At 67.3% G+C, this 26,562-nt stretch carries 22 protein-coding genes; 9 read left to right on the top strand and 13 right to left on the bottom strand.

Features of this window, described 5'->3' with window-relative positions; translation table 11 throughout:
• Positions 1-209: 209 nt before the first annotated feature.
• The gene (locus tag OG874_RS02160) at positions 210-524 is read right to left on the bottom strand and encodes a hypothetical protein (protein ID WP_330253436.1); all 315 of its coding nucleotides are present in this window, start codon (positions 522-524) and stop codon (positions 210-212) included.
• Positions 525-531: 7 nt separating this feature from the next.
• The gene (locus tag OG874_RS02155) at positions 532-1,227 is read right to left on the bottom strand and encodes a TetR/AcrR family transcriptional regulator C-terminal domain-containing protein (protein ID WP_330253435.1); all 696 of its coding nucleotides are present in this window, start codon (positions 1,225-1,227) and stop codon (positions 532-534) included.
• Between the two features lie 321 nt (positions 1,228-1,548).
• Here OG874_RS02155 and OG874_RS02150 point away from each other — a divergent pair, with 321 nt between their 5' ends.
• The 3 genes from OG874_RS02150 to OG874_RS02140 all read left to right on the top strand — a co-directional run bounded on the left by OG874_RS02150 (position 1,549) and on the right by OG874_RS02140 (position 2,489).
• Entirely contained in the window at positions 1,549-1,704 is a 156-nt protein-coding gene (locus OG874_RS02150; protein ID WP_330257694.1) for a DUF6131 family protein, read from the top strand.
• Positions 1,705-1,850: 146 nt separating this feature from the next.
• Positions 1,851-2,081, top strand: a complete 231-nt coding sequence (locus OG874_RS02145) for a hypothetical protein (protein ID WP_330253434.1) — start codon at positions 1,851-1,853, stop codon at positions 2,079-2,081.
• 144 nt (positions 2,082-2,225) lie between these two features.
• Positions 2,226-2,489 (top strand): hypothetical protein, encoded by a 264-nt coding sequence (locus tag OG874_RS02140; protein ID WP_330253433.1) that lies wholly within the window; start codon positions 2,226-2,228, stop codon positions 2,487-2,489.
• Positions 2,490-2,530: 41 nt separating this feature from the next.
• Here the strand turns inward: OG874_RS02140 and OG874_RS02135 are convergent, their stop codons facing one another.
• Positions 2,531-2,725, bottom strand: coding sequence for a hypothetical protein (locus OG874_RS02135; protein ID WP_330253432.1), 195 nt, complete (start codon positions 2,723-2,725; stop codon positions 2,531-2,533).
• A 63-nt stretch (positions 2,726-2,788) separates the two neighbouring features.
• On the opposite strand from OG874_RS02135, the gene OG874_RS02130 reads away from it, so the two are divergent.
• Positions 2,789-3,655: a class II glutamine amidotransferase gene (locus OG874_RS02130; protein ID WP_330253431.1), complete on the top strand. Its 867-nt coding sequence runs from the start codon at positions 2,789-2,791 to the stop codon at positions 3,653-3,655.
• Positions 3,656-3,844: 189 nt separating this feature from the next.
• Here OG874_RS02130 and OG874_RS02125 read toward each other — a convergent pair whose 3' ends face one another.
• Genes OG874_RS02125 through OG874_RS02115 form a run of 3 tightly spaced genes read right to left on the bottom strand, consistent with a single transcriptional unit; the run spans position 3,845 to position 6,741 of the window.
• Positions 3,845-4,672 carry a hypothetical protein gene (locus tag OG874_RS02125; RefSeq protein ID WP_330253430.1) on the bottom strand — a complete coding sequence of 276 codons (828 nt, stop codon included), beginning with the start codon at positions 4,670-4,672 and terminating at the stop codon, positions 3,845-3,847.
• A gap of 45 nt (positions 4,673-4,717) precedes the next feature.
• Positions 4,718-5,671 carry a cyclase family protein gene (locus OG874_RS02120; protein WP_330253429.1) on the bottom strand — a complete coding sequence of 318 codons (954 nt, stop codon included), beginning with the start codon at positions 5,669-5,671 and terminating at the stop codon, positions 4,718-4,720.
• Positions 5,668-6,741: an alpha/beta fold hydrolase gene (locus tag OG874_RS02115; RefSeq protein WP_330253428.1), complete on the bottom strand. Its 1,074-nt coding sequence runs from the start codon at positions 6,739-6,741 to the stop codon at positions 5,668-5,670. The genes OG874_RS02120 and OG874_RS02115 overlap by 4 nt, the downstream gene beginning before the upstream one ends.
• A gap of 126 nt (positions 6,742-6,867) precedes the next feature.
• On the opposite strand from OG874_RS02115, the gene OG874_RS02110 reads away from it, so the two are divergent.
• Positions 6,868-7,452 (top strand): TetR/AcrR family transcriptional regulator, encoded by a 585-nt coding sequence (locus OG874_RS02110; RefSeq protein WP_330253427.1) that lies wholly within the window; start codon positions 6,868-6,870, stop codon positions 7,450-7,452.
• A 50-nt stretch (positions 7,453-7,502) separates the two neighbouring features.
• Here the strand turns inward: OG874_RS02110 and OG874_RS02105 are convergent, their stop codons facing one another.
• Both OG874_RS02105 and OG874_RS02100 read right to left on the bottom strand, forming a co-directional pair.
• Positions 7,503-8,888, bottom strand: coding sequence for a flavin monoamine oxidase family protein (locus OG874_RS02105; RefSeq protein WP_330253426.1), 1,386 nt, complete (start codon positions 8,886-8,888; stop codon positions 7,503-7,505).
• Between the two features lie 196 nt (positions 8,889-9,084).
• Positions 9,085-10,818, bottom strand: coding sequence for an amino acid adenylation domain-containing protein (locus tag OG874_RS02100; protein WP_330253425.1), 1,734 nt, complete (start codon positions 10,816-10,818; stop codon positions 9,085-9,087).
• A gap of 117 nt (positions 10,819-10,935) precedes the next feature.
• On the opposite strand from OG874_RS02100, the gene OG874_RS02095 reads away from it, so the two are divergent.
• The 4 genes from OG874_RS02095 to OG874_RS02080 all read left to right on the top strand — a co-directional run bounded on the left by OG874_RS02095 (position 10,936) and on the right by OG874_RS02080 (position 17,095).
• Complete coding sequence (locus OG874_RS02095; protein ID WP_330253424.1) at positions 10,936-14,007, top strand: non-ribosomal peptide synthetase; 3,072 nt, start codon at positions 10,936-10,938, stop codon at positions 14,005-14,007.
• Positions 14,004-14,801, top strand: a complete 798-nt coding sequence (locus OG874_RS02090; protein WP_330253423.1) for a pyrroline-5-carboxylate reductase family protein — start codon at positions 14,004-14,006, stop codon at positions 14,799-14,801. The genes OG874_RS02095 and OG874_RS02090 overlap by 4 nt, the downstream gene beginning before the upstream one ends.
• A gap of 129 nt (positions 14,802-14,930) precedes the next feature.
• The gene (locus tag OG874_RS02085) at positions 14,931-16,310 is read left to right on the top strand and encodes a DUF6002 family protein (protein ID WP_330253422.1); all 1,380 of its coding nucleotides are present in this window, start codon (positions 14,931-14,933) and stop codon (positions 16,308-16,310) included.
• Positions 16,307-17,095, top strand: coding sequence for a class I SAM-dependent methyltransferase (locus OG874_RS02080; protein ID WP_330253421.1), 789 nt, complete (start codon positions 16,307-16,309; stop codon positions 17,093-17,095). The genes OG874_RS02085 and OG874_RS02080 overlap by 4 nt, the downstream gene beginning before the upstream one ends.
• Here the strand turns inward: OG874_RS02080 and OG874_RS02075 are convergent.
• From OG874_RS02075 to OG874_RS02055, 5 genes are all read right to left on the bottom strand, one after another.
• Complete coding sequence (locus tag OG874_RS02075; protein WP_330253420.1) at positions 17,062-18,309, bottom strand: MFS transporter; 1,248 nt, start codon at positions 18,307-18,309, stop codon at positions 17,062-17,064. The two genes, OG874_RS02080 and OG874_RS02075, sit on opposite strands and share 34 nt — an antisense overlap.
• Positions 18,306-22,373, bottom strand: coding sequence for a type I polyketide synthase (locus OG874_RS02070; protein ID WP_330253419.1), 4,068 nt, complete (start codon positions 22,371-22,373; stop codon positions 18,306-18,308). The genes OG874_RS02075 and OG874_RS02070 overlap by 4 nt, the downstream gene beginning before the upstream one ends.
• Entirely contained in the window at positions 22,370-22,621 is a 252-nt protein-coding gene (locus tag OG874_RS02065) for an acyl carrier protein (protein ID WP_330253418.1), read from the bottom strand. Before OG874_RS02065 ends, OG874_RS02070 begins: the two co-directional genes overlap by 4 nt.
• A complete protein-coding gene (locus OG874_RS02060) occupies positions 22,609-25,524 on the bottom strand; it encodes a condensation domain-containing protein (protein WP_330253417.1) in 2,916 nt (971 codons plus the stop codon). Before OG874_RS02060 ends, OG874_RS02065 begins: the two co-directional genes overlap by 13 nt.
• Before the next feature lie 64 nt (positions 25,525-25,588).
• Positions 25,589-26,560: a TauD/TfdA family dioxygenase gene (locus OG874_RS02055; RefSeq protein WP_330253416.1), complete on the bottom strand. Its 972-nt coding sequence runs from the start codon at positions 26,558-26,560 to the stop codon at positions 25,589-25,591.
• Positions 26,561-26,562: the final 2 nt, after the last annotated feature.

Here is a 26,562-nt window from a genome sequence, read left to right as displayed (position 1 = left end):
GGTGCTGGGGTGCGGCGGGTCCGGTGCTGTCGATCCCGGTGCAGCCTCTTCGGCGCGGTCATCGATGATGTTCACGAGGATGCTGTTTCCGTGGTTGGTGTTGATGTTTCGCGGGCAGTGTCATCGTCGTCGTGAATCCGAGTCGGCGCAGACGGTGGCGGTCAGCCGCTGAACCGAGTTGGGTTGGCGGAGCGGGGATTCGATTGCTCTCAACTGGCGTGGGCGGACAGTGATCGGGTTTCGATATCGAGGTCACCGCCCTCGGTCAGCGACGCGGTGTAGGTGATGAGCCGTTGGCCGGGGTCGTCGAGCTTGTCCTGGTCGTGCACGGTCAGGCAGGAGACGGCGCCGAAATTCACCAGCAGATACCGGTTTTCGACCGCACCCGATTCGCTGGTGAGGGCGACAGTGAAGATCTGCCCGTGTGAGACCCAGGCGCGGGCGGCGGTGGCCACCGCCGCGGGTTCAGTGGCGGAGAACTGCAGGCGGAAGGGCAGGTCGGGAGAGTCGAGATAGGTATTCACGGTGGGTTCAGCTCCGATTGTGTGGTTGTGTTCGGTTATCTGGTGCAGAACCCGGTGAGTCGCCGCCGGGGTCTGTCAGTGTGGTGGCCAAGCCGGTGAGCAGGATGTCTAGGCCGCGTTCGAGTTCGGCGGCGCCGTCGTAGGCGGCCAGGACCGGTGCCAGTTCGCGTAGCAGTGGGGACTGCGCGATCGGCAACCGATGCAGCCCGAGCCGCAGCACTTCGTCGGTTTCCTCGGGGCGTTCCACGAGTTCTTGCAACTCGTTGAGGATGTGGCCGTAGAGGAATCCGAACACTGCCCGGTAGATGTGCAGAGCGTCGGCGCCGCCGAACCCGGCGCGGGTCAGTAGCGCGAGGACGTCCTCCAACGGCCGCAGCACGGCGGTCGGACGTTGCCCGAGCGGTGTCGCCAACGGCCGGGTCACCAGCAGCGGCACCACCCGTGGATGCGCCAGCGCCAACCGGCGGAAGTCACGGGCAACCACACGTAACTGGGTGGCCCAATCCGGATCGGCGGCATCGACCGACAGTTGCGCGAACACCATCTCGGCGACACCGTCGAGCACCGCGGCCTTGTTCGATACGTGCCGGTAGATCACCACTGCCGCCCGCGTAATCGGCCCCTCACCGCGACCATCGGTGGCAGGGCCGCGACCGTCGGTAGCGGGACCGGAATTGTTGCGGTTGATCGGGGGTTCGGTCATCGCGGGAAGCTCCCTTCGCCGGAAGAACCACTGTAGACAGAGAGTGTAGACCTACATCGTTGACATTAGCCTATGGGCGGCGTGTACTGGGAGGAACAACAGATCCGAGCAAAGGCTTGGAGGATCGTCATCATCGTGGTCGTCGGCATCGGAATCGCGGGGCTGGGCATGCTGTTGGCCGGCGCCCGCCGCACAGCGCGCCGCGGGGCAAATGCCCGCCGCGAACCCCACCTACTACAGCCACACGGCACCACCGACGTTGTGGCCGATGCACCCGCATTGCATGACATCTCAACTATTTGTGAAATCAGGTATCCCGTCATGATCGTTCTCGGAGCAGTCCTGCTCGTCGCCGGATTCCTGCTCGGCATCCACCTGCTGGTCACCGTCGGAATCATCGTGCTGGTCATCGGTTTGGTGCTGATGGTCGCGGGCCGCACCGGCCACGCCATCGGTGGCCGACGCCACTACTACTGACCGGCCCGGCGCAGCCCGCCGACAGCGACTGCGCCGCAACCCGCCGAGGCCGAACCCCACAGTGAACAACTCCCCCAAGCGGCAACCCAGCCCGTAGCGAGTCCTCACCGCGGATGCACAACCCGAGCACTACCTACGGAGCCGCCATGCTCATCATCATCACCCTTATCGTCGGCATCGCCATCGGCGCTATCGCAATGGCGGTACTCAACCGCCCATCGGCGCATGGCCGGCGCCGCGCCCTCGGCGGAACCGTAGGAAGCCTGCTGCGCCGGCGCCATCCTGGGGACACCGCGCTGAGTCGCGACCTCAACGAACACGCCGGCGGTTCACGGCATATCCGTACCAATCCGAGTTGGCGCGACCGACTCGAGTAATCGGACAACCCCTCGGCGACGCGTTCGAAACGCGGCCCCTGTCCGCATCGGGATACCGCAGAGTCCAGAGTCTGCGACGAACAGTGATCCCGAAACCGAAACATGTACCAGCAGTGAGATATTCGACCAACCGGAGACAAGAGAATGAGAACGTACGCCAACAACAGCAGGCGAATGTACCGAGGAAGCCGCTCGAGAAAGACCAGCCTCCTCATGGTGCTGGTGTTCGTGTGGCTGATCATCGGCGCCATCGCCGCTGGGCAACGGCACTACTACGACAGCCAACCGACCAACTGCGCGAGCACCGGAACCATCGCGGTCACCATCCTCGCCGGACCGCTCAACTACCTCGGCATGAACCCGAAAGTCGACAACTGCCACGTCGATGTGCCCCAACCCAGTTCGTGATCGCCCGCTGGCCGGCAGATCAGCGATAGGCATACCTCCGCCTAGCTGCCCAGCCCGATCAGCGGCGGCCCGTCAGGTGTCATCGGGCGTAGCCCGGTCCGGTATCGCGCGGTGTCCCATTCGATTGCTCCGGGGAACACCTCGACCTGGCCGCTGCCGAGCGTGCCGCGCGCGAGTTCCTGACCGCACTCGGTGTCGGCCAGGCCATTGCCCGCCCGGGGGAACCGACCTGCCATCACGCCGGGGACTACGATCGCAGGACACTCATCACACGCGGACAACGCCCAGGCAGGAGTCCCATGTGTCGCTTGTTCGGTTTGTCGGCCGCACCGCAGCGAGTGCGGGCCACATTCTGGTTGCTGGACGCACCGGACAGTCTGGCGATACAGAGCAGACGCGAACCCGACGGCGTCGGGTTGGGCACCTTCACCGCCGATGGGGCCCCGCTGGTGGAGAAACAACCGATCGCCGCGTACGAGGACGTTCAATTCGCTCGGGAGGCGCGCGAACGAGAATCGATGACGTTCGTCGCGCACATCCGCTATGCCACCACAGGCGGGCTGCAACCTCGTAACACGCACCCGTTCGAACAACGTGGCCGCCTGTTCGCGCACAACGGTGTGCTGCAGGACCTCGACGAATTGGACTCCGAACTCGGTGACTACCTCGATCTGGTGCACGGCGATACCGATTCCGAACGGTTCTTCGCCCTGATCACCCAACGCACCGACCGGCACGCCGGCGACGTCACCGCCGGGATCACCGACGCGGTCCGGTGGATCGCGGACCGGCTGCCGGTCTACGCCCTCAACCTGGTGCTCATCACGGCAACGAACCTATGGGCACTCCGATACCCCGACACGCACAGCCTTTACGTCCTCGAACGCGCGGCAGGCGGCCCGCAAGGCGCTCGGCATCTGGACCAGGCCGGGCGGGCCGGGATCCGAACGCGCAGCGGACACCTGAGCGAATTCCCGGCGGTCGTCGTGGCCAGCGAGCGCACCGACGAAGACCCGGGCTGGCGGGCACTGGCACCGGGCGAGCTACTGCATGTCGACGACCGTCTGCGCATCCGATCGAGCACGGTCCTGGATTCCGCACCGCGCCATCCACTGACGCTGGCACAGCTCGACAGCCGCGCGGCCGCGGCGCAGTCGGGGCGGTGACCACGCGTCGTGCCACAGAGACAGGCTCGGCGTACCGCCCGCTGGTGCACGCCAAAGCGATCCGGATCGGCGGAACTTGTTGTGGCGGTATCTGTCCCAACCGCGTGCGACTCGACGTGCATGGCTGCGGCCGGCCGTCGCGTGTCGTGTTGGCGGGGAGTCCACCGCCGCCGCCCGCCGCACGGTCAGCTACACGACCGGAGCCCGGCTCGACCTCAACAGCTCGATCCGACGCTCGAGCTGTCCGCGCAACCACAGCGGATACAGCATTGCGGCCGTCAAAAGGGCGAAAAGTGTTGCCTGACCCCAATACCACGCTGACGACGTGACGGCTCGGTATGCGTACGAAACGGCGATGATCGCTTCGATGATCGCTAGCGTTCCATATGTCCATCTGCCGCGGCGTCTCAGTCGATCCGATCCGCGGATGGCGAGCGCCATTGCCGCGCGCCGGATCTCGGGGTCGGACGGTACAGGTCCACGTACCGCTGCGCGCCTGGCCGACCGATAGGCGCTGTTCGAAAGCGGGCCGATGACAGAGTTCAATTCCCGAAACTGGCGTGCGGTGATCGGTCCCATGATTGCCCCGAACAGGATCCCGCCGACTATCGCCGCGACGGTGGCGCCGCCGGCCCCACCGCTCGAATTTTCGTGGCTCATGATCGGCCATAGGATCGCCATCCAGACGGCGAATACGACACCGAAATAAATCGACAGAGCCCACCAGGGCGCATTCCGCAGAACAATATTCACGGCATTATCTTCTCGGCGCACCAGAGCGTCTACCAGCACACTCAGGGCTTGACTTCGCCCACCCTCCGGTTGTCGCGAGTGCACGACAACCTTCGAGCGGCCGCTACAGAAGGTGCGCGACGTTGCCGGCGAAGTGCGGGCCATACTTGCCGGCCAGCGCGTGCGCGTCGACACTTCGAGGCAGACGCGCGCCTTGAAGCTGGGGCTGGCCGCGTCGCCGGAACGGCCGATCTGGATCTCGGCATCGCGGGACACCACGAACATTGGCACACCACCCAACGGGGCCGCACTGGGCCAGCAGGGATGGGGTCATCGGATCGCAACCGCCGCGACCGGAGAGCCGACCGCACCGGTGATCGGCAGCGGGGCGGCGGCGAGCATGAATTCATAGCGGCGATCGGCGGCGCACGCCACCGACAACGCGTCCAGGTCGAACATTTCCCCGACCGCGAGCCCCATGTGCACCAGCGCGACTTGATGCCAGGGCTGGAAGGCTTCGATCTCATTGGGACGCACCTCCACACCCCAGGTGTCGGTGGCGACGGCGGCGACCTCGTGCTCGTAGAGCCAGGGCACGGTATGCAGAGACAGGCCGGGTGCGGCGCCGCCAGCGTAGTCATCCCAGTTTCCGCGGCGCACGCCGAGCTGTCCGGTCCGCACGATCAGCGCGTCCCCCGGCTGCACGGAGACACCCTGAGCGGTCAGCGTGTCGTCGAGGTCTTCGACGGTGATCGCGTAGCCGGGCTCCAGGCTGGCGAGCCCGCGACGTACCGGCAGGTCGACCAGTACCGCGCGTAAGACCATGCGGTCGGTCCAGTGCTGGATGCCGTTGCGGGCCGCGCCGTGGGAGGTGTGTTCGGCGGCGCTGTAGCCGTTCCACATCTTGCCCTGGTAGAAGATGTGCGACAGCGCATCCCATTGGGTGCCGCATTGAGTACCCATGACGATCATGTCGTCGGAGAACCCGAACCCGCCGGTGGGGCCGAACGCCGACAGGACCTTCTCCTGGGCTCCGGCCAGATGATCGGTGCCGGTGGCAGTGGTGACCAGTTGCGGGTTGGAGCGCAAACCACCGGGCTGCGGTCCGGCCTGGTCGTAGGGCAGGGTCAGCGAAATGATCTGGCCGTCGCGGATCAGCGCTGCTGCAGCGCGCACCTGTTCGCGCCCGACGAGGTTCATCGCGCCCAGCTGATCGTCCTCACCCCAGCGGCCCCAGCGGCTGTAGCGGGCGATGTAGTCGGTCAGGGTGTCGGTATCGGTCACGAATGTGCCTTCGGTGCAACGGTGTTGAGGGTGTGTTCGAGCCAGCCGAGCATCATCGGAACAACCTCGGGCAGTTTGGTGATCGCACAGTGCCCGGTGTCAGGGATCAAATGGACATCGGTGTCACGACGCCCCTGGAACACGAGGGTGTCGTGTTGAGGGACATGGACGTCCTCGGCACCGTTGACGATCAACATCGGGGCGTTGGTGTCTTGGTCGAGCAGAGGGCGAAGGGAGAATGCGGCGAAACGCGCGGACAGTTCGTCGCGGGTGGGGCGGTGGTCGAAACCCAACGCGTTGCCGATGATGCCGTCCATACCGAAATGACTCGGCCCCGCACCTGTGAAGGCTTCTTCGACGGGCCCACCCAACACGATGGCGGCGTCGACCTCCCCGGCGAGGCCGGAGCGCGCCGAGTAGTGTCCGCCCATCGAGACACCGAGGTGGGCCACGACGCCGTTGCCGAGAGTGCGGGCGTAGCCGACGAGTTCGCGCACCATATGAGCGCCGCCGTCGGAGGTCATCGGGATCGCCGACTCGCCGGTGCCTGCGATGTCGAAGGCCAGCACCCGCACCCGCAGCCGCATTGCGGCCGCCACGAACATCGCGTGCATGTCCATCTTCCAGGAATCGACCCCACCGCTGGCGAGAAGCACCGGCGAATTCGCGGGCAGGTCGGCGGGAGTGAACAGGTGCACCGGCACCGCGGTGGTGGTGTCCCGATAGGGCAGCTCCAGCACACGGCGGTCGAAGTCCACGCCGAAAGTGGGTGCGGCGAGCTGATATTGGGTGAGCTGGTTGGCCAGCGCGGCGCGTTTGGCCGCATCGACCAGGGTCGGGAACTTCGCCCACCCGTAGGCCAGCGCCGCCAGATCGTGTTGCCCCGACCCCGCGTAGCGGGTCGCCAACTCCGACCATTCGCGGACCCAACCACCGGGGGCGTCGGGCCACATATCGGTAATAGCCGCGCGAACACCGTCCACATCGGCGGCGGGCAGACCGGTGTTGACCATTTGCGGATACCGCTCACCGAACAGATCGGCGGGATCCAGTGGCCATTGATACGACATCGCGACTCCTTTGACGCCCCATACAATTAACGCAAGTTGCTTGCGTTTATGGAGCCTACGGCAGCCGCCTCACTTAACGCAAGGTTTCTGCATTAAAATGTGGAGGGTGCGTGAGAGGGTGGTCCGATGACCGAGCAAGCAGTGCGACGCCGCACCGGGGGCCGATCCGCCCGCGTTCGCCAAGCCGTGCTCGACGCGGCGTTGCAAGCACTCGCCGAGCACGGCCCCGACGGGGTCAGCGTCGCCGAGGTCGCCCGACAGGCCGGAGTGCACGAAACCTCGATCTACCGACGGTGGGGCACTCGCGAGCAGCTGGTCATGGACGCCCTGCTCGCCTACAGCCAGCGCGAGCTACCGGTCCCCGACACCGGGACCCTGCGCGAAGACCTCCGCACCTTCTTGCGGTCGGTATCGACATACCTCGACAGCCCGCTGGGTAAAGCCCTCGCGCGCGCGATGGCCACTTCCGACGACGACGAAACCCTGGCCGCCAGCCGTGCGCAGTTCTGGGAATCCCGCCTCGAGCTGGCCCGCGTCATGATCGACCGCGCCGTCGACCGCGGCGACCTCCCCCGCGACACCGACCCGACGCTGACCCTGGAACTGCTGATCGCGCCCCTTCACTTCCGCGCCCTACTCACCCGCCAGCCCCTCGACGACGACCACGCCGAACGGATGGTCGACACCCTGCTCCGCGGGCTGACCCACTAACTGCGCCCTCGATCTGCCGCAAAACCGAATAGTCCCGTCGCAGAAGGGCTTCAACGATCAGCTGACCTTCCGCCGGCCATGGTCACGGTTTCGTATTCCATTACTTCGCTGGCTGCCCGCTCGCCCGAGCGAATGGCTCCATCGACCCAACCACACATGACGGCAGAGCTCTCGGTTCCGGCCCAGTGGACGCGGCCACAAGGTTTGCGCAGGGCATGACCGAACTGTGTCAGCACACCGGTTGGTGCGTGACTGAGCATCCCGCCACCGGAATAGCGCTCAACACTCCAGTTCTGCTCGATGTAGTCGATGGGAGAGCCGGCCTTATCGCCGAACCGCTCGACGAGTGCACCGAGGATCGCCGTCCTCCGTTCGGCCGCATCGAGTTGTCCGATCTGCCGCGCGATGGGCCCCTCGGTGATGACGCACATGACCCCGGGTCGCCCGGTGTCGGTGCAGGCATCGATGGTGATGGTTGCGGGCGATCCCGGTGCGGCCGATTGCCCCGACAACCCGTCGCTACGCCAGAACGGTTCGTCATACACGACGGCGATCTTGACGATCGAGCCGCTCGGCATCCGTTGATGCAGGAACGATCGATCGACCGGCAGCATCGGTTCGTAAAGAATCTGGCTTGCAATCGCCAGGGGAACCGCCACGATCACCCGGCGTGCGCGCACGATCAACTCGTCGGAGCGTACCGCCACTCCGTCGGCGTCCTGCTGGATGTGCCGGACCGGCTGCGACAGGTGGATCGAATCACCGATCTCGGCGGCCATCGGGCGCGAGATGGCACCCATGCCCCCGACCGGTCGAGCATCCTGGGCGCTGTCCTTGACTCCCAAGACGAAGCCGGGCCCGCCCCCCGACGCCATCTGGTACAGCACAAAAAGCAATGACACCTCCGAGGCGTCGGAGGTGTAGCAGCCGGCGATCGCGGTCTCGAGGAGCTCATGGGCGGGCTTGGACAGGGTATTGCCATCCAGCCAATGCGCCAGGCTGATCCGATCCCACTTGTCGGCATTCTTCGCTGTCCACGGAGCTTCGAGGGGAATCGACTTGCACATATGTCCCAGCTCGAGAAACACCGCACCGAGGTTCATCGCCGCCCAGGGGCTCATCGTCCACGGGATCGTGCCCGTGTAGCGGTGTTGCTTGCCGTCGACCACCATCATGGCCTCGCCGTCGGTGTACTGCTGGTAACTCGCTACCCCGAACTCGTTCATCAATGCATAGATCCGGTCCTGCCCCGGCCCTATCCAGGCGCCACCACGATCGATCCAGGACCCGTCCGCGCGCACTTCGGTGAACGTGCGCCCGCCGAGCCGGTCGCGAGCTTCCAGCAGCGCCACCGATCGACCCGCCTGTTTCAGCCGCAGCGCGGCCGTCAATCCGGCAAATCCCCCACCAACTACGCAATAGTCGACGTCTGTCATGGCGCGCCGCCCTCGTGTTGAAGTTCCGCGCAAGGCCGCCGTGCGGTCGCGCGCACTGCTTACCGCACCCTCGACACAACGGGTGCAAAATCGCCCTCGATCAGGCTCGACCGTCCAATTATCCAGCAATTCTATAGCAATCCTGGCGGCGAGCCTGCCCGGCGCTGTTCCCAGGCACACTGATCGAACTCTGCCGCTACGACGACTGAACGGCGTGCCGTCGCAGGGCAGGGCGGATATCGGACCAGAGCCGGCGGACAAGTGCCCGGCACTCGTCGATGGTCGCGGGGAGGCCGACCGACGTCCAGCCGGCGGGCGCGGGGCGAGCGGCGGGCCAGATCGCGTATTGGTCGTCCTCGTTGACCACGATTGTGCGCAGGGCCGGGCCGGCGCCCGGTGTCTTCGGCGGCGCGGCGCCATCGAGCAGGCGGCGTCGGTCGAGTTTGCCGTGGGCGGTGACGGATGCCTCGGCGCGCAGGACATAGACGTCGGGCCGAAGGTGGTCGGGGACAGTGGATGCCATGTGCTTGCGCAGGTCGGAGTCGTCGGAGGCGGACTCGGTGCGCAGCGTCACATACGCGGCAAGGTATTTGCCGCGTCGGTCGTTCTGTTCCGCGGTCACGTAGGCGGTGACGACGTCGGGGTGGTTCAGCAGCGCCTGCTCGACTTCGCCGGGTTCGATTCGGCGACCCCGGATCTTGAGTTGGTTGTCGAGACGACCCAGGAACTCCATCCCGCCATAGCCGATCGCTCGCACGCGGTCGCCGGTTCGGTAGAGCCGGTCGCCAGGTCGGGTCGCGTGCGGATCCGGGGCGAACCGTTCCGCGGTGAGGTCGGGGGCACCGAGGTATCCACAGGCGAGTCCGGCTCCGGCGATGCACAATTCGCCCGGCTCGCCGTCGGGTACCGGGTTCAGGTCCTCGTCGAGGATGTAGGTGCGGACGCCGGTGATGTCGTGACCGATGACCACGACCGAAGGCAGCGGATCAGCGCTCGTCTGGACGTGCGCGGTGACGAGCACGGTCGATTCGGTGGGGCCGTAGCCCACGATTATCGAGGTGTCGGGAAGGTGGCGCCCAGCCAGCTCGAGGTGGGCGGGGAAGATGGCCTCGCCGCCGAGCAGCAGATCGCGCAGGGGACGCAACGCATCCGGCTGCTCCTCCAGGATCAGCCGGAACATGGTGGGCGTGAGGAACGTCGCGGTCGCGCCGTGCTCGCGAACCAGGCGGGCGAATTCGCCCACCGAAGGCGGTCCGGGCGGCGCGATCGCGAGCCTGCCGCCGTTGAGCAAGGCGCCCCAGGTCTCGAATATCGACGGATCGAAAGTGGGCGCGGTGTGCAGCAGGTAGCACTGCTCCGGTCCCACTGTCATGTAGTTCTGGGCGGTGACGAGATTGACCACCGCACGGTGCGGAATCGCGACCGCCTTGGGTTTTCCGGTGGAGCCGGAGGTGAACATGATGCACGCGAAGTGATCTGGGCCGACGGAGTCGGCGAGCGGCTCGGCCGGATGGTCGACAAGGTCGTCGAATAGCAATGTTCGGACAGTGCCGGGCAGCCGGTCGCGGATGGCGCGGTCGGTGATCACGACGGGCACCGAGGCGATCGCGATCTGATCGGCGAGTGCCTTGTCGGGTGTCGAGGGATCCAAGGTCAGGTAGGCGCCGCCGGCGGCCAGGACGGCCAGGTGCGCCATGACGAGCCTTTCGCTACGCGGAAGGTGAACGCCGACCGGGACGTCGGGCCCGACACCCTGACGGCGCAGGCCCGCCGCGATCCGGCATGCGGCGGTGCCGAGTTCCGCGTAACCGAAGCGGCGGTCGCCGAACTCGATTGCCACCGAATCCGGTGTGCGAGTGGACCATTGCAGAACCCTGCGGTGCACCACGGTGTCGGACAGATCGTCGCCGTACACGCCTTCACGGTGCATGTGATCCGCCTGCCCTCCGCGCTGAGTCGAATCCAATGATGTTATTACTCCGGCTATTTCACGCATCTTGCCAACAAGGGGAATAGCGACGGCGTAGTCATGGGCGACGCTCGGAGGATGGACAGTCTGTACCACCGGATCCGGCGCGGGATCGAGAACTTCGCCGACGCCGTCGCTCTTGTCGACAATGGGCGCGCGCTGACGTATCGAGAACTCGGCCATCGGGTCGACGCCGTGGCAGATCGGTTGCGGCACAACGGAGTCGAACCCGAGACCGTGACGGCAATCTGTGTCCGGGAGCCCTCGACGGCGATCGTGTCGGTGCTGGCGGTGTGGGCCGTCGGTGGCGCGTATCTGCCGCTGGACGCGGACTTTCCCGACGAAACGCTGCGGAGGTGGATGGCCGGATCCGGTGTGCGCCTGGTGCTCACCGAGCCCGAGCAGCAGACACGACTGTCCGGACTTACCGGGGCCGCGGCGGTCGTCGTCGATGCGTCGGAACCCGAACTGTCCGCCTCCGGCGACGCACTGTTCGAAGGCCCGCCCCATCCTCGGAGCCTGGCATACGTGATGTTCACTTCCGGCTCTACCGGCAGGCCGAAAGGTGTTGCCGTAGAACATCACAGTCTTGCCGCCTACCACACCGCGCTCTCGTCGTACGTTTCGCTCGGGCAACGCCACGTGGTACTGCAGGTGGCGGCGTTCACCTTCGATCCCTGGCTACGGGATGCGCTGATGCCGCTCGCCGCGGGGGCCAGGGTGGTGGTCACCTCGAAGTCCGTGCGCCGCAACCCCGAGCAGCTCCTGACCGCGGCGCGGGCGTACGGGGTCACCCACCTGTTGAGTGCCACACCGGCCTTGCTCACCGGCCTGGTTACGTCGCCGATGTTCGCCGTCGAACCGCCTCGGCTGGAGACCACGTTGGTCAGCGGTGAGAGTTTCCTGCCGCTGCGCGCGCACGCGGCGGCACTGGCCCGATTCGGGCGCGTAGTCAATCATTTCGGGCTCACCGAGACGACGCTCATCGCCACCCAGTACGCGAGCATCACCGAGGCGGCCTGCGCCGCCGACGTGATCGGCACGCCGCTGCCGGGGGTCTCGGTGCACCTGCTCGACAGCGCGCTGCAGCCGGTCGGCCAGGGCGAAGTCGGCGAAATCTACATCGGGGGAACAGGAGTGAGCAGAGGGTATCTGGGAGCGGTCGGCCGCACGGCCACGCGGTTCATCGCCGATCCGTTCGTCTCGGCATCCGGTGCGGGTGGGGCGAGGCTTTATCGCACCGGCGATTTGGGCCGCCTGCTCGCGGACGCGACGCTGGAGTACCTTGGTCGCCGCGACCGGCAGATCAACCTGCGGGGCCACCGTGTCGAGCCCGCGGAGGTCGAGTTGGCGCTGACCCGTCACCCCGCCGTCCGTTCCGCGGTCGTCGTCGGTCATCGCCGCCCGGTGCACGGAATCGTCCTGGTCGGCTACGTCGTCGGTGAAAAGAGCACCACGGGTGCGGCTCTCGACAGCGGCGAGCTGCGGGCACATTTGGCAGCGCTGCTTCCGGCCCACATGATTCCGGCGACGTACGTCTTCCTGGACCGGCTGCCCTTGGGGGCTACGGGCAAGGTGGACCGGTCCGCCTTGCCGGCGCCCACGTTCGGAGGGCACCGGGCGAGCGCCGAGGACGGCGTACGGGAGGATTTCGCCCCGAGCACAGCGGTGCAACGAGCCATTGCCGAGGTGTGGTCGGAGGTGCTGAATGTGCCGGAGATCGCTCGCGACGACAACTTCTTCGATCTCGGCGGGCATTCGTTGCTGGCGGCGCGGATCGCGAACCGCCTTGCCTCCGATCTGGGTCGTGACTTCACCACGGAGCGCATCCTCGGCAATCCCACTGTCGCGCTGCTCGCTGCGAACTTGCCGGGACGGGTAGCCGCCGCGCGGCCGACGGATGAGTTGGTACGCCGGACCGGAACCCGGTATCCGCTGTCCGCGGTGCAGCGGGGTCTATGGCATCTGACCTCGCCCGAAGCGCGGCCACAGATTGTGGCGCGCGCATTCCGGCTGAATGCTCGGCCGGACCGGGATCGGCTTGCCGGTGCGGTGGCCGCGGTGATGCGCCGACATGCGGTGCTGCGGTGCGCGTTCGATGCGCCGCCGGGCCGGCCGCCGGGCCAGACCGTGCGGCACCGGGCGAGCGCGGCGGTCAGGACCGCGACGGCACCTGCCGACACGATGGCCTCGGAGCTCGCGCTCGCGTGTGCCACCGGCATGGACGTTACGCGTGGGCAGGTCATCGATGTGACCCTGTACGAACACCCGACGCGAGCGGCGTCGGAATCGGCGTGCACGTTGCTGGTGCGCTGTCACCGTCTCGTCGCCGATGAGCCTGCTGTCGATGTCCTGGTACGTGAGCTGGGCGAGCTGTACTCGGGGGTGCGAGGCACGGCGGGTCTTGCGGAACCCGCGGCCAACTATCCGGAGTTCGCCCGTGCGCAGGATCCGATAGCGGACGCCGGAAAAGCATTGCGGTACTGGCAGTCCCGACTGGACGGGGTCGATCCGTCCGCGCCTGCGGATGCGGCAGACGCGGTGTCGTCGGCACGGCTGTCGCTGCCCGCGGCCGTGGTTCGCCCGCTGCGGGCCGAGGCACGGTCACTGGGTCTGGACCTGCCCGCAGTGTTGCGCACCGCCTTCGCGACCGCGCTCGCGGCCGATGAACCCGACCGGGGCCGAATTGCGGTGTGTACCACGGTCTTGCGTCGCCCGGCACCGGAATGGGAGCCGGTGATAGGACCGTTCGCCCGCACCGAGCCCGCGGTTGTCGATGTCGGCGCCGGGCATTCACTGCGGCAGCTGCTGGTGGCGACCGACCACCTCCGCGACGCCGCCGCGTTCGCGGAGATCCCGGTCGAATTTCTCTGCGGGGAGCTCGGTTTGTCCCCGTCGATGCTGACCAATCGCGTCCTCGTGCACCCGGCTGCCGCGGAACCGCTGCAGCTCGACGGCGTCGAGGCGACTCCGGTCGAACTGCCGGTCTTCGGCGCGCACACCATGCGGCTGTTGGAGGTGACCGAACAGGCGGGTGGTCTGACCGGCGGGGTGTATCTGCGCGGCCACGATTCGGATGCGGCCGATCGCATTGCGGCACGTGTGCGAGATCTGCTGACCGAACTCGTCGAGGGCGGGAACGTGCGATGACCGACAACCAGAACGCCGCCCCCGGCGGTGCGCGGACCTTCGCAACGATCGGCATAGTCGGCGCGGGAAATATGGCACGCGCCTTGGCAACCGGGTGGGCAACTCCGATCCTGTGCACCGACAGCGGCTCGGGACGCGCGGCCGAGCTGGCCGCGGATACCGGCGGTGTCGCCGTGGCGACCAATGCCGAACTCGCCGCGCGCGCGGACGTGATCGTGTTGTGTCACAAGCCGGGACAGCTGGCCGCGGTGGGTCAGGAACTCGATGGGACGCGGGCCGTGGTGGTCTCGGTGCTGTCCGGTGTGTCATCCGCACAGTTGAAGGCGGTCTACCGCCGGTCAAGGGTGGTGCGAGTGACGGTCAATCTCCCGGTCCGGGTCCGCGCGGGGATCGTGTCGCTGCCGACCGGCCAGTGCGTGGACGCGGAGGTGGAGTCGGCCGTGGCGGAACTGTTCGCCAGCGTGGGCACGGTTATCCGAATCCCGGAACATCAAGTGGAAGCACTGATTCCACTGGCCGGTGTGGGTCCCGCACTGGTCGCGATGTTCGCGCAGGCACAAGCGGATGCCGCCATCCACGCCGGACTCCCGGCGCATCTGGCGATATCGCTGGCGACCGAGACGCTGCGCGGTACAGCCGCCCTCTTGGCCGACTTCGAGCACGACACACTCGCGCTGCGTCGAGCGGTGGCCTCGCCCGGAGGGCCGACCGAACGAGGCCTGGCGGCGGCAGAAGCTCAGGGACTGCGTCACGCGGTGCTCGCGGCAGCACAGGCAGCGTTACCCGCGCGGTGACCAACTAGATTGCAGCGCAATGCCTTTTGAGTTTTCCACTGCAGGGAACTCGCGCGGCGTGGTGGCGACTGGCGTCGATATCCTTCCTGGAGAAGGAATTACAGTGTTGTCGCCCGCATTGGAGAACCGATGGTGAACGCACGGATCGCACTTCCGGTGGATGTCGACGGTGACAGTGTGCTGGTCCGCTATTACGCGGACCTGCGCACCGCGGCCCGGCTCTACCGGTCCGAGAACGGAACTCCGAATACGCCGGGTTTGCCCATGGATTCGGAGCTTCCCGAGCTGACCGAGCCACTGGCGCAGTTGCTGGGGATCGCTCGAATGCGGATGGTCGGGCTGGGTTCGCACGCGGGCCGGGAGCTGCGGCTGCTGGACTTGCGTTGCACTGCGTCCACCCGGACCACGAAGACGTTCGCCTCGGTGCTCATCGTGGCCAGGGCTGTGGCCCATATCCAGCGGACCGGCGAGCGGGTAATGATCGTGACGCCGACATCAGCGAACAAGGGCACTGCATTGCGCGATGCTGTGCTGCGCGCGATCCGACTCGGTCTGGTGTCGGCCGCGGAGCTGAGCATCGCTGTGGTCGTGCCCGCGGGGTCGCTGCCCAAGTTGTGGACTTCCGAACTGTCCGAGGACTCGGAGTTGTTGCGGCGCAACCCGATCCTGCTCTACGACGGTGAGCGGTCGGACGGCGTCAAGGCATTGGCCGCCGAGTTCGTGCGCGCGGCCACGGACTCCTTCGAGCGGGACCGGGGAGTCCGACTCTGGTACACGATGGACTTGGCCAATTACATCGTCGCCGATACGGCGCGGGCCTTCTTCGAAGCGGACGTGTCGGGTGCGGCGCCGCCGCAGGGCCGACTACACGCGCATGCCGTATCGAGTGCGTTCGGTCTGCTCGGCTACCACCTCGGCAGGCGGGTGCGCCACCCCGAGACCGACCCGGAGCATCCGCAATTCCTGCTCGTGCAGCACTTGCGCACGCCCGATATGGTGACGAGCCTGCTTCGTGCGAGGTCAGGCGGCGAGATCGCGCCGCACTACGTTCGGGACGAATCCGCGGACGTGTTCGCGCAACACGATGATCCCCACTTCCCGGCGGTCACCGACAGCCTCGCCGAGGATTTGGACAGCACCTTCTACACTCGCCAACCGGCCACGTCGCCGACCATGAACGCGATCATCGAACGGCACGGTGGCGACGGCATCGTGGTGTCGCGGCGCGAATGCCTGGCCCGGTACGACGAGCTACGTGCCCGCTTGGCCGCGGTGGACATCGCGCTGCCCGCCGACGCCGCCGCGCTGCGGGAATGGTCGCTGGTGATGGCTTTGACCGGCGTAATGAACGCCGTCGAGCGCGGTTTGGTGCCCGCGGGTGCCGAGGTGGTGGTGCACGGCTCGGGCAGCTACTCCACCGACGACTATGTGCCGCTGTCGCAAGCGTGTACCACGCGGGTGCGTGCGGTCGCCGATCTCGAGGCGCCGTTGACAAAGGCGGCACTGTGACCACGGAATCCGCGGCCTCGAAGCCCATCCGTACGGACGAGCAGGCGCCGCTGGCGGACGAGGCCCGGTACCGGCCGGTGTACGCCGCGGGAGACTGGAGCCCGACGCTCACGGCGATCTGGCAGGAGTGCTACGGCGCGGACCTCCCGGACGGGCTGGAACCGCTGGGCTTCAGTTCCGCCGGCGAGCTGGGGTCGTTACGGCGCTGGCTGGACGTGGGCCCGGGCGATCGCATCGTCGACGTGGGGTGTGGGCGCGGCGGGCCGGGTCTGTGGATCGCCCGGCACGCCGGGGTCGATCTGGTCGGCGTGGATTTGCTCCCGGAAGCCGTTGCCGCGGCGCAAAAGCGGGCTCCGACACTGTATCCGGGCGGGGCGGCGACATTCGTCGTCGGGGATTTCCTCGACACCGGGCTGCCCGCGGGCTCGTTCCAGGGCGCCGTGAGCATCGATTCACTGTGGATGGTGCTCGACAAAGCCGCGGCCATGCGGGAAGTCGCGCGGCTGCTCGAGCCGGGGGCGCGCTGGGTCTTGTCGACGTGGGAGCCGAGCTATCTGTCCTATGCGACGCTGCTGACGGCGGCGGGATGGGAAGTGCTCACCTGTCGGGAACCTGCGGGCTGGTACGAGCGGCAGACCGCGGTGTACGACCGGATCATCGACGCCGAACCGGCTTTGGTCGCGGAGCTGGGCGCCGAGGCCGCGCGAGTATTGGTTTCGGAGGCACAGACCATGACGCCGACGTTGCGCGACTACCGCAGATTGCTCATCGCGGCGCGGCGATAGCCCCGCAATCCGGAATACCACGCCGCGATCGCCGCGCCCGCCACAAGCGTCCCCGCGCCGAGAAATACGAACCTGGGATCGCCGCCGAGCGCGAGCGTGAGACTTGCCGCGACTACTACACCCAGCGGATCCACCGCCAGGAACAGCAGCTTCACGGTGCTGGTCACCCGACCGAGCATATCGTCACGCACCATCAGTTGCCGCTGGGTGCGATTCACCAGGCTTGCGCTGACCAGCGCCCAGAGGTAGACCGCGTTCGCCGCCGCCAGGACAGGCCAGGTGTGCGCCAGACTCATTGCGGCCGTGGCGATTCCGGAGAGCAGCACGCCGCCGGTGAACACCAGGATATGTCCGAGCCGAGATCCGAGCCAGGGCGCCGTCAGCGCGCCGACAAGCCCGCCCACGCCACCGGCGGCCACCACCACACTCACCAGCGAGGTGGCCAGGCCAATCGTGTCCTTGGCGTAGAAGAAGAGCAGCTTCTCCACGGCCAGACCGAAATTCACCACCATTTGCAGGGCGGTCAACACAACGAGAATCCGGATCGACAGCAGGTACCGCAACCCGTCCCGGAATTCCCGCCAGATGTAGCGGATTCGCAACGGCGACACCAGCGGCGGCACCGGAGCCCGCAGCGACCACACGGCGAGCACGCTTGCCAGCGACACCAGGAAGGTAATGGCGTTGGCGAGCAACGCGGCGTCCAGACCGACCGTTGCGGCCAGCGCGCCGACGGTGACCGGCCCGAGTACCAGCGCGAGCTGATTGCTCACTTCGAGCACCGAGTTGGCCCGGAGCAGATCGCGATCGGCGCACAGATCCTTCACCGTCACCGTGACCGCGGTCTCGAAGAAGACATGACTCGCGCCCGCCAGCACACCCAGCGCGAGCAGCAGCGGCACGGTCAGGAGATCGGCTACGGCCAGCGCGTAGAGCGCGGCGAACAGGCAGGCACGCAGCGTGTCCGTGGCGACGAGCACCCGCCACGGACCGAACCGGTCGACGACGACACCGGCGGGCACACCGACACAGAGGTAGCCGATGGTTACCGTGGCCGCCGATATTCCGGAAACCACTGGGCTGCTGCTCATTTCGAGGGCCAACAACGGCACCACCAACAACGCGAGCCCGTCGCCGAGCAGCGATACCGCCTGACCGCCGAGAAAAAGCCGGACGTGGCCCGGCCATGCGCGCGCAGGTGGGCGCGTTGTCATACCCGGGGCACGGCCTGCAGCGCCATCGTTTCGGCGATGCGTTCCAAGCTTGCCACTACGGTGTCACGGCCGAGGCCGAAGTCCACCAGGCAGGCGATCTCGTCGACACCCATGTCCGCCAGTCGCTGTGCCCGGGACCGGAAGGTGTCCGCGCCGCCGAGCAGCGCGCTCGATCCCCAGTACCGCGCGAAAGCGAAGTCCATCAGGGTCTCCCGGTCGGCGGGCGTGAGCTGGTCCAGGTCGAGATCGCCGAGCACCGCCTTGGCCGCGGACTTGATGATTTCGGAGTTCGCCCAGAGGTATTCGCGGAAGGGCTGCTCCACCACCGCCCGTACCGCGTCGTCGTCACCCGCGCCCAGGTACGCGTGCACCATGACGGAAACAACGCCGGCGGCCGGGTCGAGGCCGGCCTCCGTGCGTCCGGCCCGATAGGCGACGATCCGCTCTTCCAGTTCGGTCACGTCCAGGTTGATCAGCGCAGTGAGCACGTTGTAGCCCGACCGTCCCGCCGCGGCGAAGGTCGCCGGATTGGTTGCCGCGGTAAGCCACACCGGTAGTTCGGGCTGTACCGGCCGGGGGAAGGTGCGCAGGCGCACCCGTTCACCCAAACCGTTGACGTCATCGATCGATTCGCCGCGCCACAGCTTGCGCACTTTTTCGATACGGTCCAGCATGACCTGCTGCTTGCGCTGGTAGGAGGCCTGGCTGAAGACGAAGTCGAGCGGCAGGAATCCCGGCGCGAACCCGAGTCCGACCCGGCCGCCCGAGAGGTTGTCCACGATCGCCCACTCCTCGGCGACGCGTGCCGGATGATGCAGCGGTGCAACGACACTGCCCGCGCGCAGCTGGATCCTGCTGGTACGGGTCGCGATTCCCGCTGCCAGCACCGAAGGGTTGGGAAACAGGTCGCCGAATTGGTGGAAGTGGCGTTCCGGCGTCCAGATCGCGGTGTAGCCGAGTTCGTCGGCGCGCTGCGCGCAGTCGAGGATCAGCCCGTAGCGGTCGCCCTCGACGGAGTCGGCGGAGAAGAAGAACACGCTGAACCCCGGACCCGACCGCGGGCCGGGCGCGGGAGTGGTACTGCTACACGTGGACACCGTCGGTGTCGCCGGGCAGGTCTGGGCCGACAGGACGGCGGTGTCCGGGGAAGGTTCCGTTATGGCTGTTCGGAGCGTGGGGTCGGCGGTTTTACGGTCGGCCAGCAGGGCGGTCAGTTGCTCGATACTGGGGTTGTCGACGAATTCGCGCAACGACAGCTCCTGGCCGAGCTCGGCGCGCAACGCCAATACCGCCTGCACTGCCACCAACGAATCTCCGCCCGCGTCGAAGAAGTTCGCGACATCGTCGAGCGGACGTCCGATCACGTCCGTGTAAGTGGAGCGAACTGCCGCGAGCAGGCCCCCGGTTTCCGAGCGGGACCGGTCCGGGCCTGTCTCTGGTTGCGCGGCCACAGCGGCCGGTGCGGCGCGGGATTCCGGGGGTGTGTCGGACGGCCAATGGCGGGTGCGCTGGAACGGGTAGGCAGGCAAGTCGACAGCAGTCGACGGCTCTTCGTGCTCCCATAGCGCCGCCCAGTCGACCGGAGTGCCCGCGGTCCATGCCGCCGCCAACGCCCGCGACAGGCACTCGGATTCGGACTCCTCGTCGCGGGGCGCGGGCAGGGCCGCGAGGACCCGAAGGCCATCCGGGCGCGCCGGATCGCGCTGTGCCAGCCTGCTCAGTGCACGGCCGGGCCCCAACTCCACCACCACGTTCGGACCCGACGCGAATACGCTGGCCAAACCCTCGGCGAACCGCACTGTGCGCCGCGTTTGTTCGACCCAGTAGTCCGGACTCGTCGCCTGCTCGTCGGTGATCCAGGTGCCGGTGACATTGGACGCGAAGGGAATGTTCGGTGGGTGCAGGGGGATTCGGGCGAACTGCTCCTTCAGGCCGTCGAGACAGGTGTCGGTCATCCGACTGTGGAAGGCCCGCGACACCGCCAGGCGTCGGAAGGGGATGCCCGCGCCGGTCAGGTCCTCGGCGACCGCCTCGAGGACCTCGACGGGTCCCGAAAGCACGCATGACTTCGCGGCGTTGACGGCCGCCACATCCGCCCCCGCGGCAACGAATCGAGCGGCATCCTCCTCGCTGATGGCGGCGGCGAGCATAGCCCCCGGCGCGAGTTTCTGCATGAGCTCCGCACGGGCCACCACCAGCCGTGCCGCGTCCTCGGCGGTCATCACGCCCGCGATCACCGCCGCTACATATTCGCCGAGGCTGTGGCCGATCATGCTCGTCGGCCGCACACCGAGGTGCAGCCAGGTGCGGGCGAGCGCGTATTCGACCGCGAAGAGCGCGGGTTGTGCGACCAGTGTGTCGTCCGCGCGATCCGGTTCGGAAAGCAGTGTTTTCAGTGATCGATCGGAAGCGGCGTCCAGCAGGTCCAGACACTCCCGGTGCGCGTTACGGAAAACCTCGAAGTCGGGCCACAGCCGCGCGCCTACATTCGGGTACTGTCCGCCGTGGCCGGGGAAGAGGAACGCTACCTTTGCCTTCGGCGCCGCGGGCGTGCCGACTGCCGCTGTGTCGGCGAGCGCCGCCATCAGCTCGGAGCGGTTGCGCGCGATCACGAAACGACGGTGCGGCAGTGCGCTGCGGCCGACTTGGGTGGTGCGAGCGAGGTCGGCCGGATCGGCGTCGGGGTTGGCCTCGAGGTGCGTGCGCAGGTCTCGGGTCCGGGCTGCCAGGGCGGCATCGGAGTGCGCCGAGAACGTCACCACATGACACGAACGTCCGGCGGGCGGACGAGCGACTTCGGCCCAACCTGCCAGCACGACATGGGCATTGGTGCCGCCGATACCGAGACTGCTCACGCCGCAGCGGCGGTCCGCGCGCGATTGCGGCCACTCCACCGCCGACGCGTTGACAGCGAACGGGGACCGATCCCACTCGAAGTTCGGGTTCGGCTCCCGGAAATGCACTGTGCCCGGAATGATTCCGTGCTCCAGCGCGAGCACCGCCTTGATGAGGCCGGTCACGCCTGCGGTGGCGTCCAGATGTCCGATATTCGACTTGACGGAACCGAGCAGGCAGTCCCCGGGTGCCGCCGCACCGCCGCGGCGTCGCCCGAACGCCTCGGCCAGCGCCGATACCTCCAGCGGATCGCCGATCGGCGTGCCGGTGCCGTGGGCCTCGACATATCTGATGTCGGTACTCGCGACACTCGCGCGCTCGAGCGCGCGGGATACGGTCCGCACTTGGCCTTCCCAGCCGGGCGCGGCGTAGCCGACCTTGCGCCGTCCATCGTTCTCGACCGCGGAACCGAGGATCACCGCGCGAATCGGATTGCCGTCGCGGACGGCGTCGGCGACGCGGCGCAGCACCACTGCGGCCACCCCATTGCCCCCGACCGCGCCAGTGGCGGCGGCGTCGAACGGGCGGCAGTGCCCATCTGCGGAGATGATGGCACCGTCCACGTGCTCCTGCAGGGTCGCTTGTGGAAGGAATACGGTGGCGCCGCCCACCACCGCAACCCCGCAGTCGCCCGCGGCCAGCGCGCGGGCCGCGAGGTGCACCGCGACCAGCGACGACGAACATGCCGTCTGCACGCCGATACTAGGGCCCCGCAGGTCGAGCTTGTAGGAGGTGCGGGTAGCGAGGTAGTCCTTGTCGGTGGCCAGCAGGATACGGTGCTGCTCGGCGGGATTCGCGTGCTGGAATCGGGCGAGCAGGGTCCGCAGCAGATACGTACTCGGGCTGGCGGAGGCGAACACTCCGGTCTGCGCGCCATAACGGTCCGGCGGGCAGGAGGCGTTCTCCAAGGCATGCCATGCGCATTCGAGGAACAGCCGGTGCTGCGGATCGAGGAGTTCGGCCTCGGCGGGCGCGAACCGGAAGAACTCGGCGTCGAACAGGTCGACGTCGGCCAGCACGCCGTAAGCGCCCGAACCCGGTGCGCCGTTTGCCGTGCGGATCAAAGACTCCTTGCCCGCCACCAGGTTTCGCCAGAACTCGGCCACGTCGGAGGCGCCGGGGAACCGACCGGCCATACCCACCACTGCGATTGCGTCATCCGCCGTCATCGTGTCTTCCCGTAGAGGTAGTCGGCCAGCTCCGCCACCGTGGGATGACGGAAGAAGCTGATCAGGTCGGTGGTGATGCCCAACTCGGTGTCGAGGCGGTCCTTCACCATGAGCAGCTGGAAGGAAGTCCCGCCCAGATCGAAGAAGTTGTCGTCCGGGCCGACCGCGGCGACATCGAGGATCGCGCACCACATTCCGGTGACGTATGCGGTGATGCCGGGGCAGGTCATATCGGTCAGCGGTTCCACTGGGCGAGCTCCTCCAGGAGGCGGTCGGTGAACGAGGCGACGGTCACCCGGTCGAACAGGTCGGTGCTGAACTCCACCACGCCGTCCAAAGCCGGTGTGGTGTCGTGGATCTCCACCGTCAGATCGGTGCGGGCGGCGTCCTGCAGCACCGAATGCGATTCGATCTGCGTTGCGCCGAGGCGCAATTCGGCGCAGGGGTCGGTTGCGAAGGTCAGGACGGCCTGGAAGAGCGGAGTGCGGCCGAGGTCGCGGGGCGGGCGTACAGCGTCAACGATGCGCTCCAGCGGAAGATCCTGATTCGTATACGCGCGCAGCAGGTTGCGTCGGACCCGGTCGAAAAGCTCCGGCCGGCTGGGTGCGCCGGAACAGTCCACCTTGACCGGAATGGTGTTGACGAAGAATCCGACGACATTGTCGACCGCGGCGGGGCCACGGCCCGACACCGCGGTGCCGACGACGAATCGGTCCTGTCCGCTGAGTTCGGCGAGCACTGCCTGGAACGCGGCCATCAGCACCATGTGCACGGTGCCGCCATATCGCCGGGCCGCGGCGCGTATCCCGGCCGTGGTGGCTGGGGGGATCGTGAAATGCAGGGATCGGCCGTGTGCGGTCCGTATGGCAGGACGCTGTCGATCGGTCGGAAGGTCCAGGATCAGTGGCCAGTCGGCGAGTTCGGTGCGCCAGAACGACGACTGGCCATCCCAGTGTCCCGCCTCGGCCATGGCACGCTGCCATTCAGCGTAATCGCCGTAGCGAACCGAAATATCCGGCAGTACGGGTACGGTCCCCGCCTGGAAAGCGTTGTAGCAGAGCGATAATTCGCGGAACAGGAGGTCGATGGACCAGCCATCGGCGATGGCATGGTGCATCGCGAGAACCACCAGATGATCGGCGGCGCCGAATCTCGCGACGGCGATGCGGAACAACGGCAGCGTTGTCAGGTCGAATGGGATGCCGGTGATTCGGTCGACGAAATCCATTGCGGCAGCTTCCGGTATCTCTTCGACCTGGAGCGATACCCGGAAGTCGGCTTCCACGATCTGTTCCGGAATGCTTCCGGTGTCGGCGAAGCGCGTCCGGAGGACATCGTGCCTTTCCACAATCACGTCGGCTGCCCGTTGCAGCGCAACGAGATCCAATGCACCCCGCACTCTAGCGGCCACCGGCACGGTGTAGGTGGTGCTGTCGGGCTCCAGTCGCTGCATGAACCAGAGGCGGTGCTGACCGTACGACGCGCGAGCGGGAATGCGTTCGGACGGGCCCAGTGGCACTGAAGGCCGATCGGCCGCACCAGGATTCGTGGCGTCACCCAGCAGCGCGGCGAGCCCGGCGACGGTGGGCTCGCGGAGGAAATCGGCCAGCGCGATGCTGCGTCCGGTCCCGGTTTCGACCCGGCTCAGCAGCCGGAGGGCTTGCAGCGAGTCGCCCCCGCAGGCGAACAGGTCGTCACGCACGCCGACGGCGTTCGCGCCGAGCACCTGCGCCCAGATGTCGGCGACGAAGCGCTGCAGGTCGGTTCGCGGACCGTCGGCGGCCGTCCCGGAGGGAGCGGCTTCGCGTGCTGTGACCGGCGGCGTTGGACGGGCGCCGGTGCACAGCGCACGATCCGACCCGGCCGCGATGTCTGCCAGCAGCCCCAGCAGTGCCGCCACCCAGCCGCAAGCACGTTCGTCGTCGATGAGGGCGGCAGGTCGAATCAGATAGCCCTGCAATTGCTTTCCATCGTCGTAGACGATGAGGTCGAGGTCGGAATGGCAGCCACCGGAAGGTGCCACGGGGACGTACCCGAGTTCGACGTCGGGCAGCCGGAATTCGGCAAGCGGGTGCGGGCTGTAGGTGAGGATGGCCTGGAACAGCGGCGTGCGTGCCGGATCCCGCGGCGGCCGCACGGCGTCCACGATGTGGTCCAGCGGCAGGTCCTGATGGGCGTAGGCACGCAGCAGGTGTTCTCGAACCCGGCCGAACAGCTCCGGAAACGTCGGCATGCCGGAACAATCCGCTTTGACGGGAATGGTGTTGACGAAGAACCCGATCAGGTCCTCCACCGCCGCGGGGCCGCGACCGGATACGGCCGTGCCGACGACGAACCGGTCCTGGCCTGCGATATCGGCGAGCAGTGCCTGGAACGCGGCCATCAGCGCCATGTGCACTGTGCCGCCGAGCCGGCGCGCCGCATCCCGAATGCCCGCCGCGGTCGGCGCGGCCACCACGAATGGAATCGTCTCGCCTGCCGAGGATCGCACCGATGGCCGTGGCCGGTCGGTCGGCAACTCCAGCAGCAGCGGCACGTCCGCGAGTTCGGCGCGCCAGAACTCGGCCTGGTCGGCCCACCGGCCCACTGCGACGGCATCCTGCTGCCACTCGGCATAATCGCCGTACTGCACCGCCAATTCGGGCGGATCCGGGATCGCGCCCCTGCGAATCGCCGCGTAGCTGTCCGAAAGCTCCCGCAGCAGCACGTCATACGATCTGCCGTCGGTGATGGCATGATGCATGCTGATCGCCAGCAGGTGATCCTCGTCGGCGAAGCGGGCGAGGGCGATGCGCAGCAGCGGCGCGACCGTCGGATCGAATGGCGTGGTCGCGACCCGGTCCAGGAAGTCGGCTGCGACGGACTCGGGGATCTCTTCGACTTCGACTCGCACCCGGCAGGTGTCGAGGACCACCTGTTCCGGTGTCCCGCCACGATCGGCGAAACAGGTCCGCAGCGCATCGTGCCGGTCCACCACCACATCGACTGCCCGCTGCCACGCCGCGAGATCGAAGTTTCCGCGCAGGCGTATCGCCAAGGGCACGTTGGCGATCGGACTCGCGGGCTCCAGGCGCTGCGCGTACCACAACCGACGCTGGCCGAAAGACGCCGCGTAGACGGTCACACCTTGTTCAGTGATATCGCCGCTCATGGCTGCGCCTCGCTGGCGCTCGGCTCCGCCATGCGCGATGCGCGCTGGCACATGATTCGCTCGCTCATGTCATGGCCACCAGCACGCTACGCGGACCGCGATACGGCATGCGGCCGTGCGCGGCCACCATGTTGTCGACCACCATCAGATCGCCCCGCCGCCATGGGATCGTGAGGGCGCATTCCCGGTAGACCTCGTCGATGCGCCCGAGATCATCCGCGGACAGCGGACTGCCGTCGCCGTGATAGGCGTTGCGGGGCAGATCGCGGTCGGGATAGCTGAGCAACAGTGCCTCGCGGATCTCCGCGTCCAGCGCCGACACATGGAACAAGTGGGCTTGGTTGAACCACACCGGGCTGCCGGAAGACGCCTCGGCACGCCAAGCCGGCCGATGGAACCGGGTTCGCAGTACCGGGCCGTCCCACTCGCAATGCTGGCCATGCCGGGCGCAATACTCCTCGACTTCGGACCGCGAATCGGTCTGGAACGCCTCCTGCCAGCCCAGCCCCACATCGTCACGGTAGGTCCGGGTGTAGACGATGCCGCCGGCGAACCGCGTGCGGATGTCGGCGTCGATCCGGCCGAACACCGCGCGACTGTCGGCGACCGGCGTCGCCCCGCCATGTCGGGCAGGTTCGGCGCAGAGAAAGAACAGCATCGCGGGCCAGACATCGGCGTAAGAGTTCTCGTTGTGCAGTGGGATCCGCTGGTCCGCAGGGTATTCCGTGGAGGTGTAGATGTTGCCGTCGACGTGCGACCGGGGCGTGGAACGGTCGCGGTAGGGCAGTGGATCGCCGCCGACGGCGGCGGCGATCTGCCCGAAGAGGTCGACATCGACGGTTACGTTGCGCAGCAGCACCACTCCGAATCGGGCCAGCGCGGCCCGCATTTCCGCGCGGTGCCGCCGTGCCCATCCGGGGATGTCGACGAGGTCGTCAGGGAGCGGATAGACCGCGGCCGAGGTGATCCCGTTGCTTTCGAGCAGGCCAACAGCGGGACCGAGGTGGGCGAGTTCGGCGGGCAGTGCCTGTGCCATGT

The organism is Nocardia sp. NBC_00565 (genome assembly GCF_036345915.1).
In the GTDB taxonomy this organism is placed as follows: Bacteria; Actinomycetota; Actinomycetes; order Mycobacteriales; family Mycobacteriaceae; genus Nocardia.
This window is presented reverse-complemented; position numbering and strand designations above follow the sequence as displayed.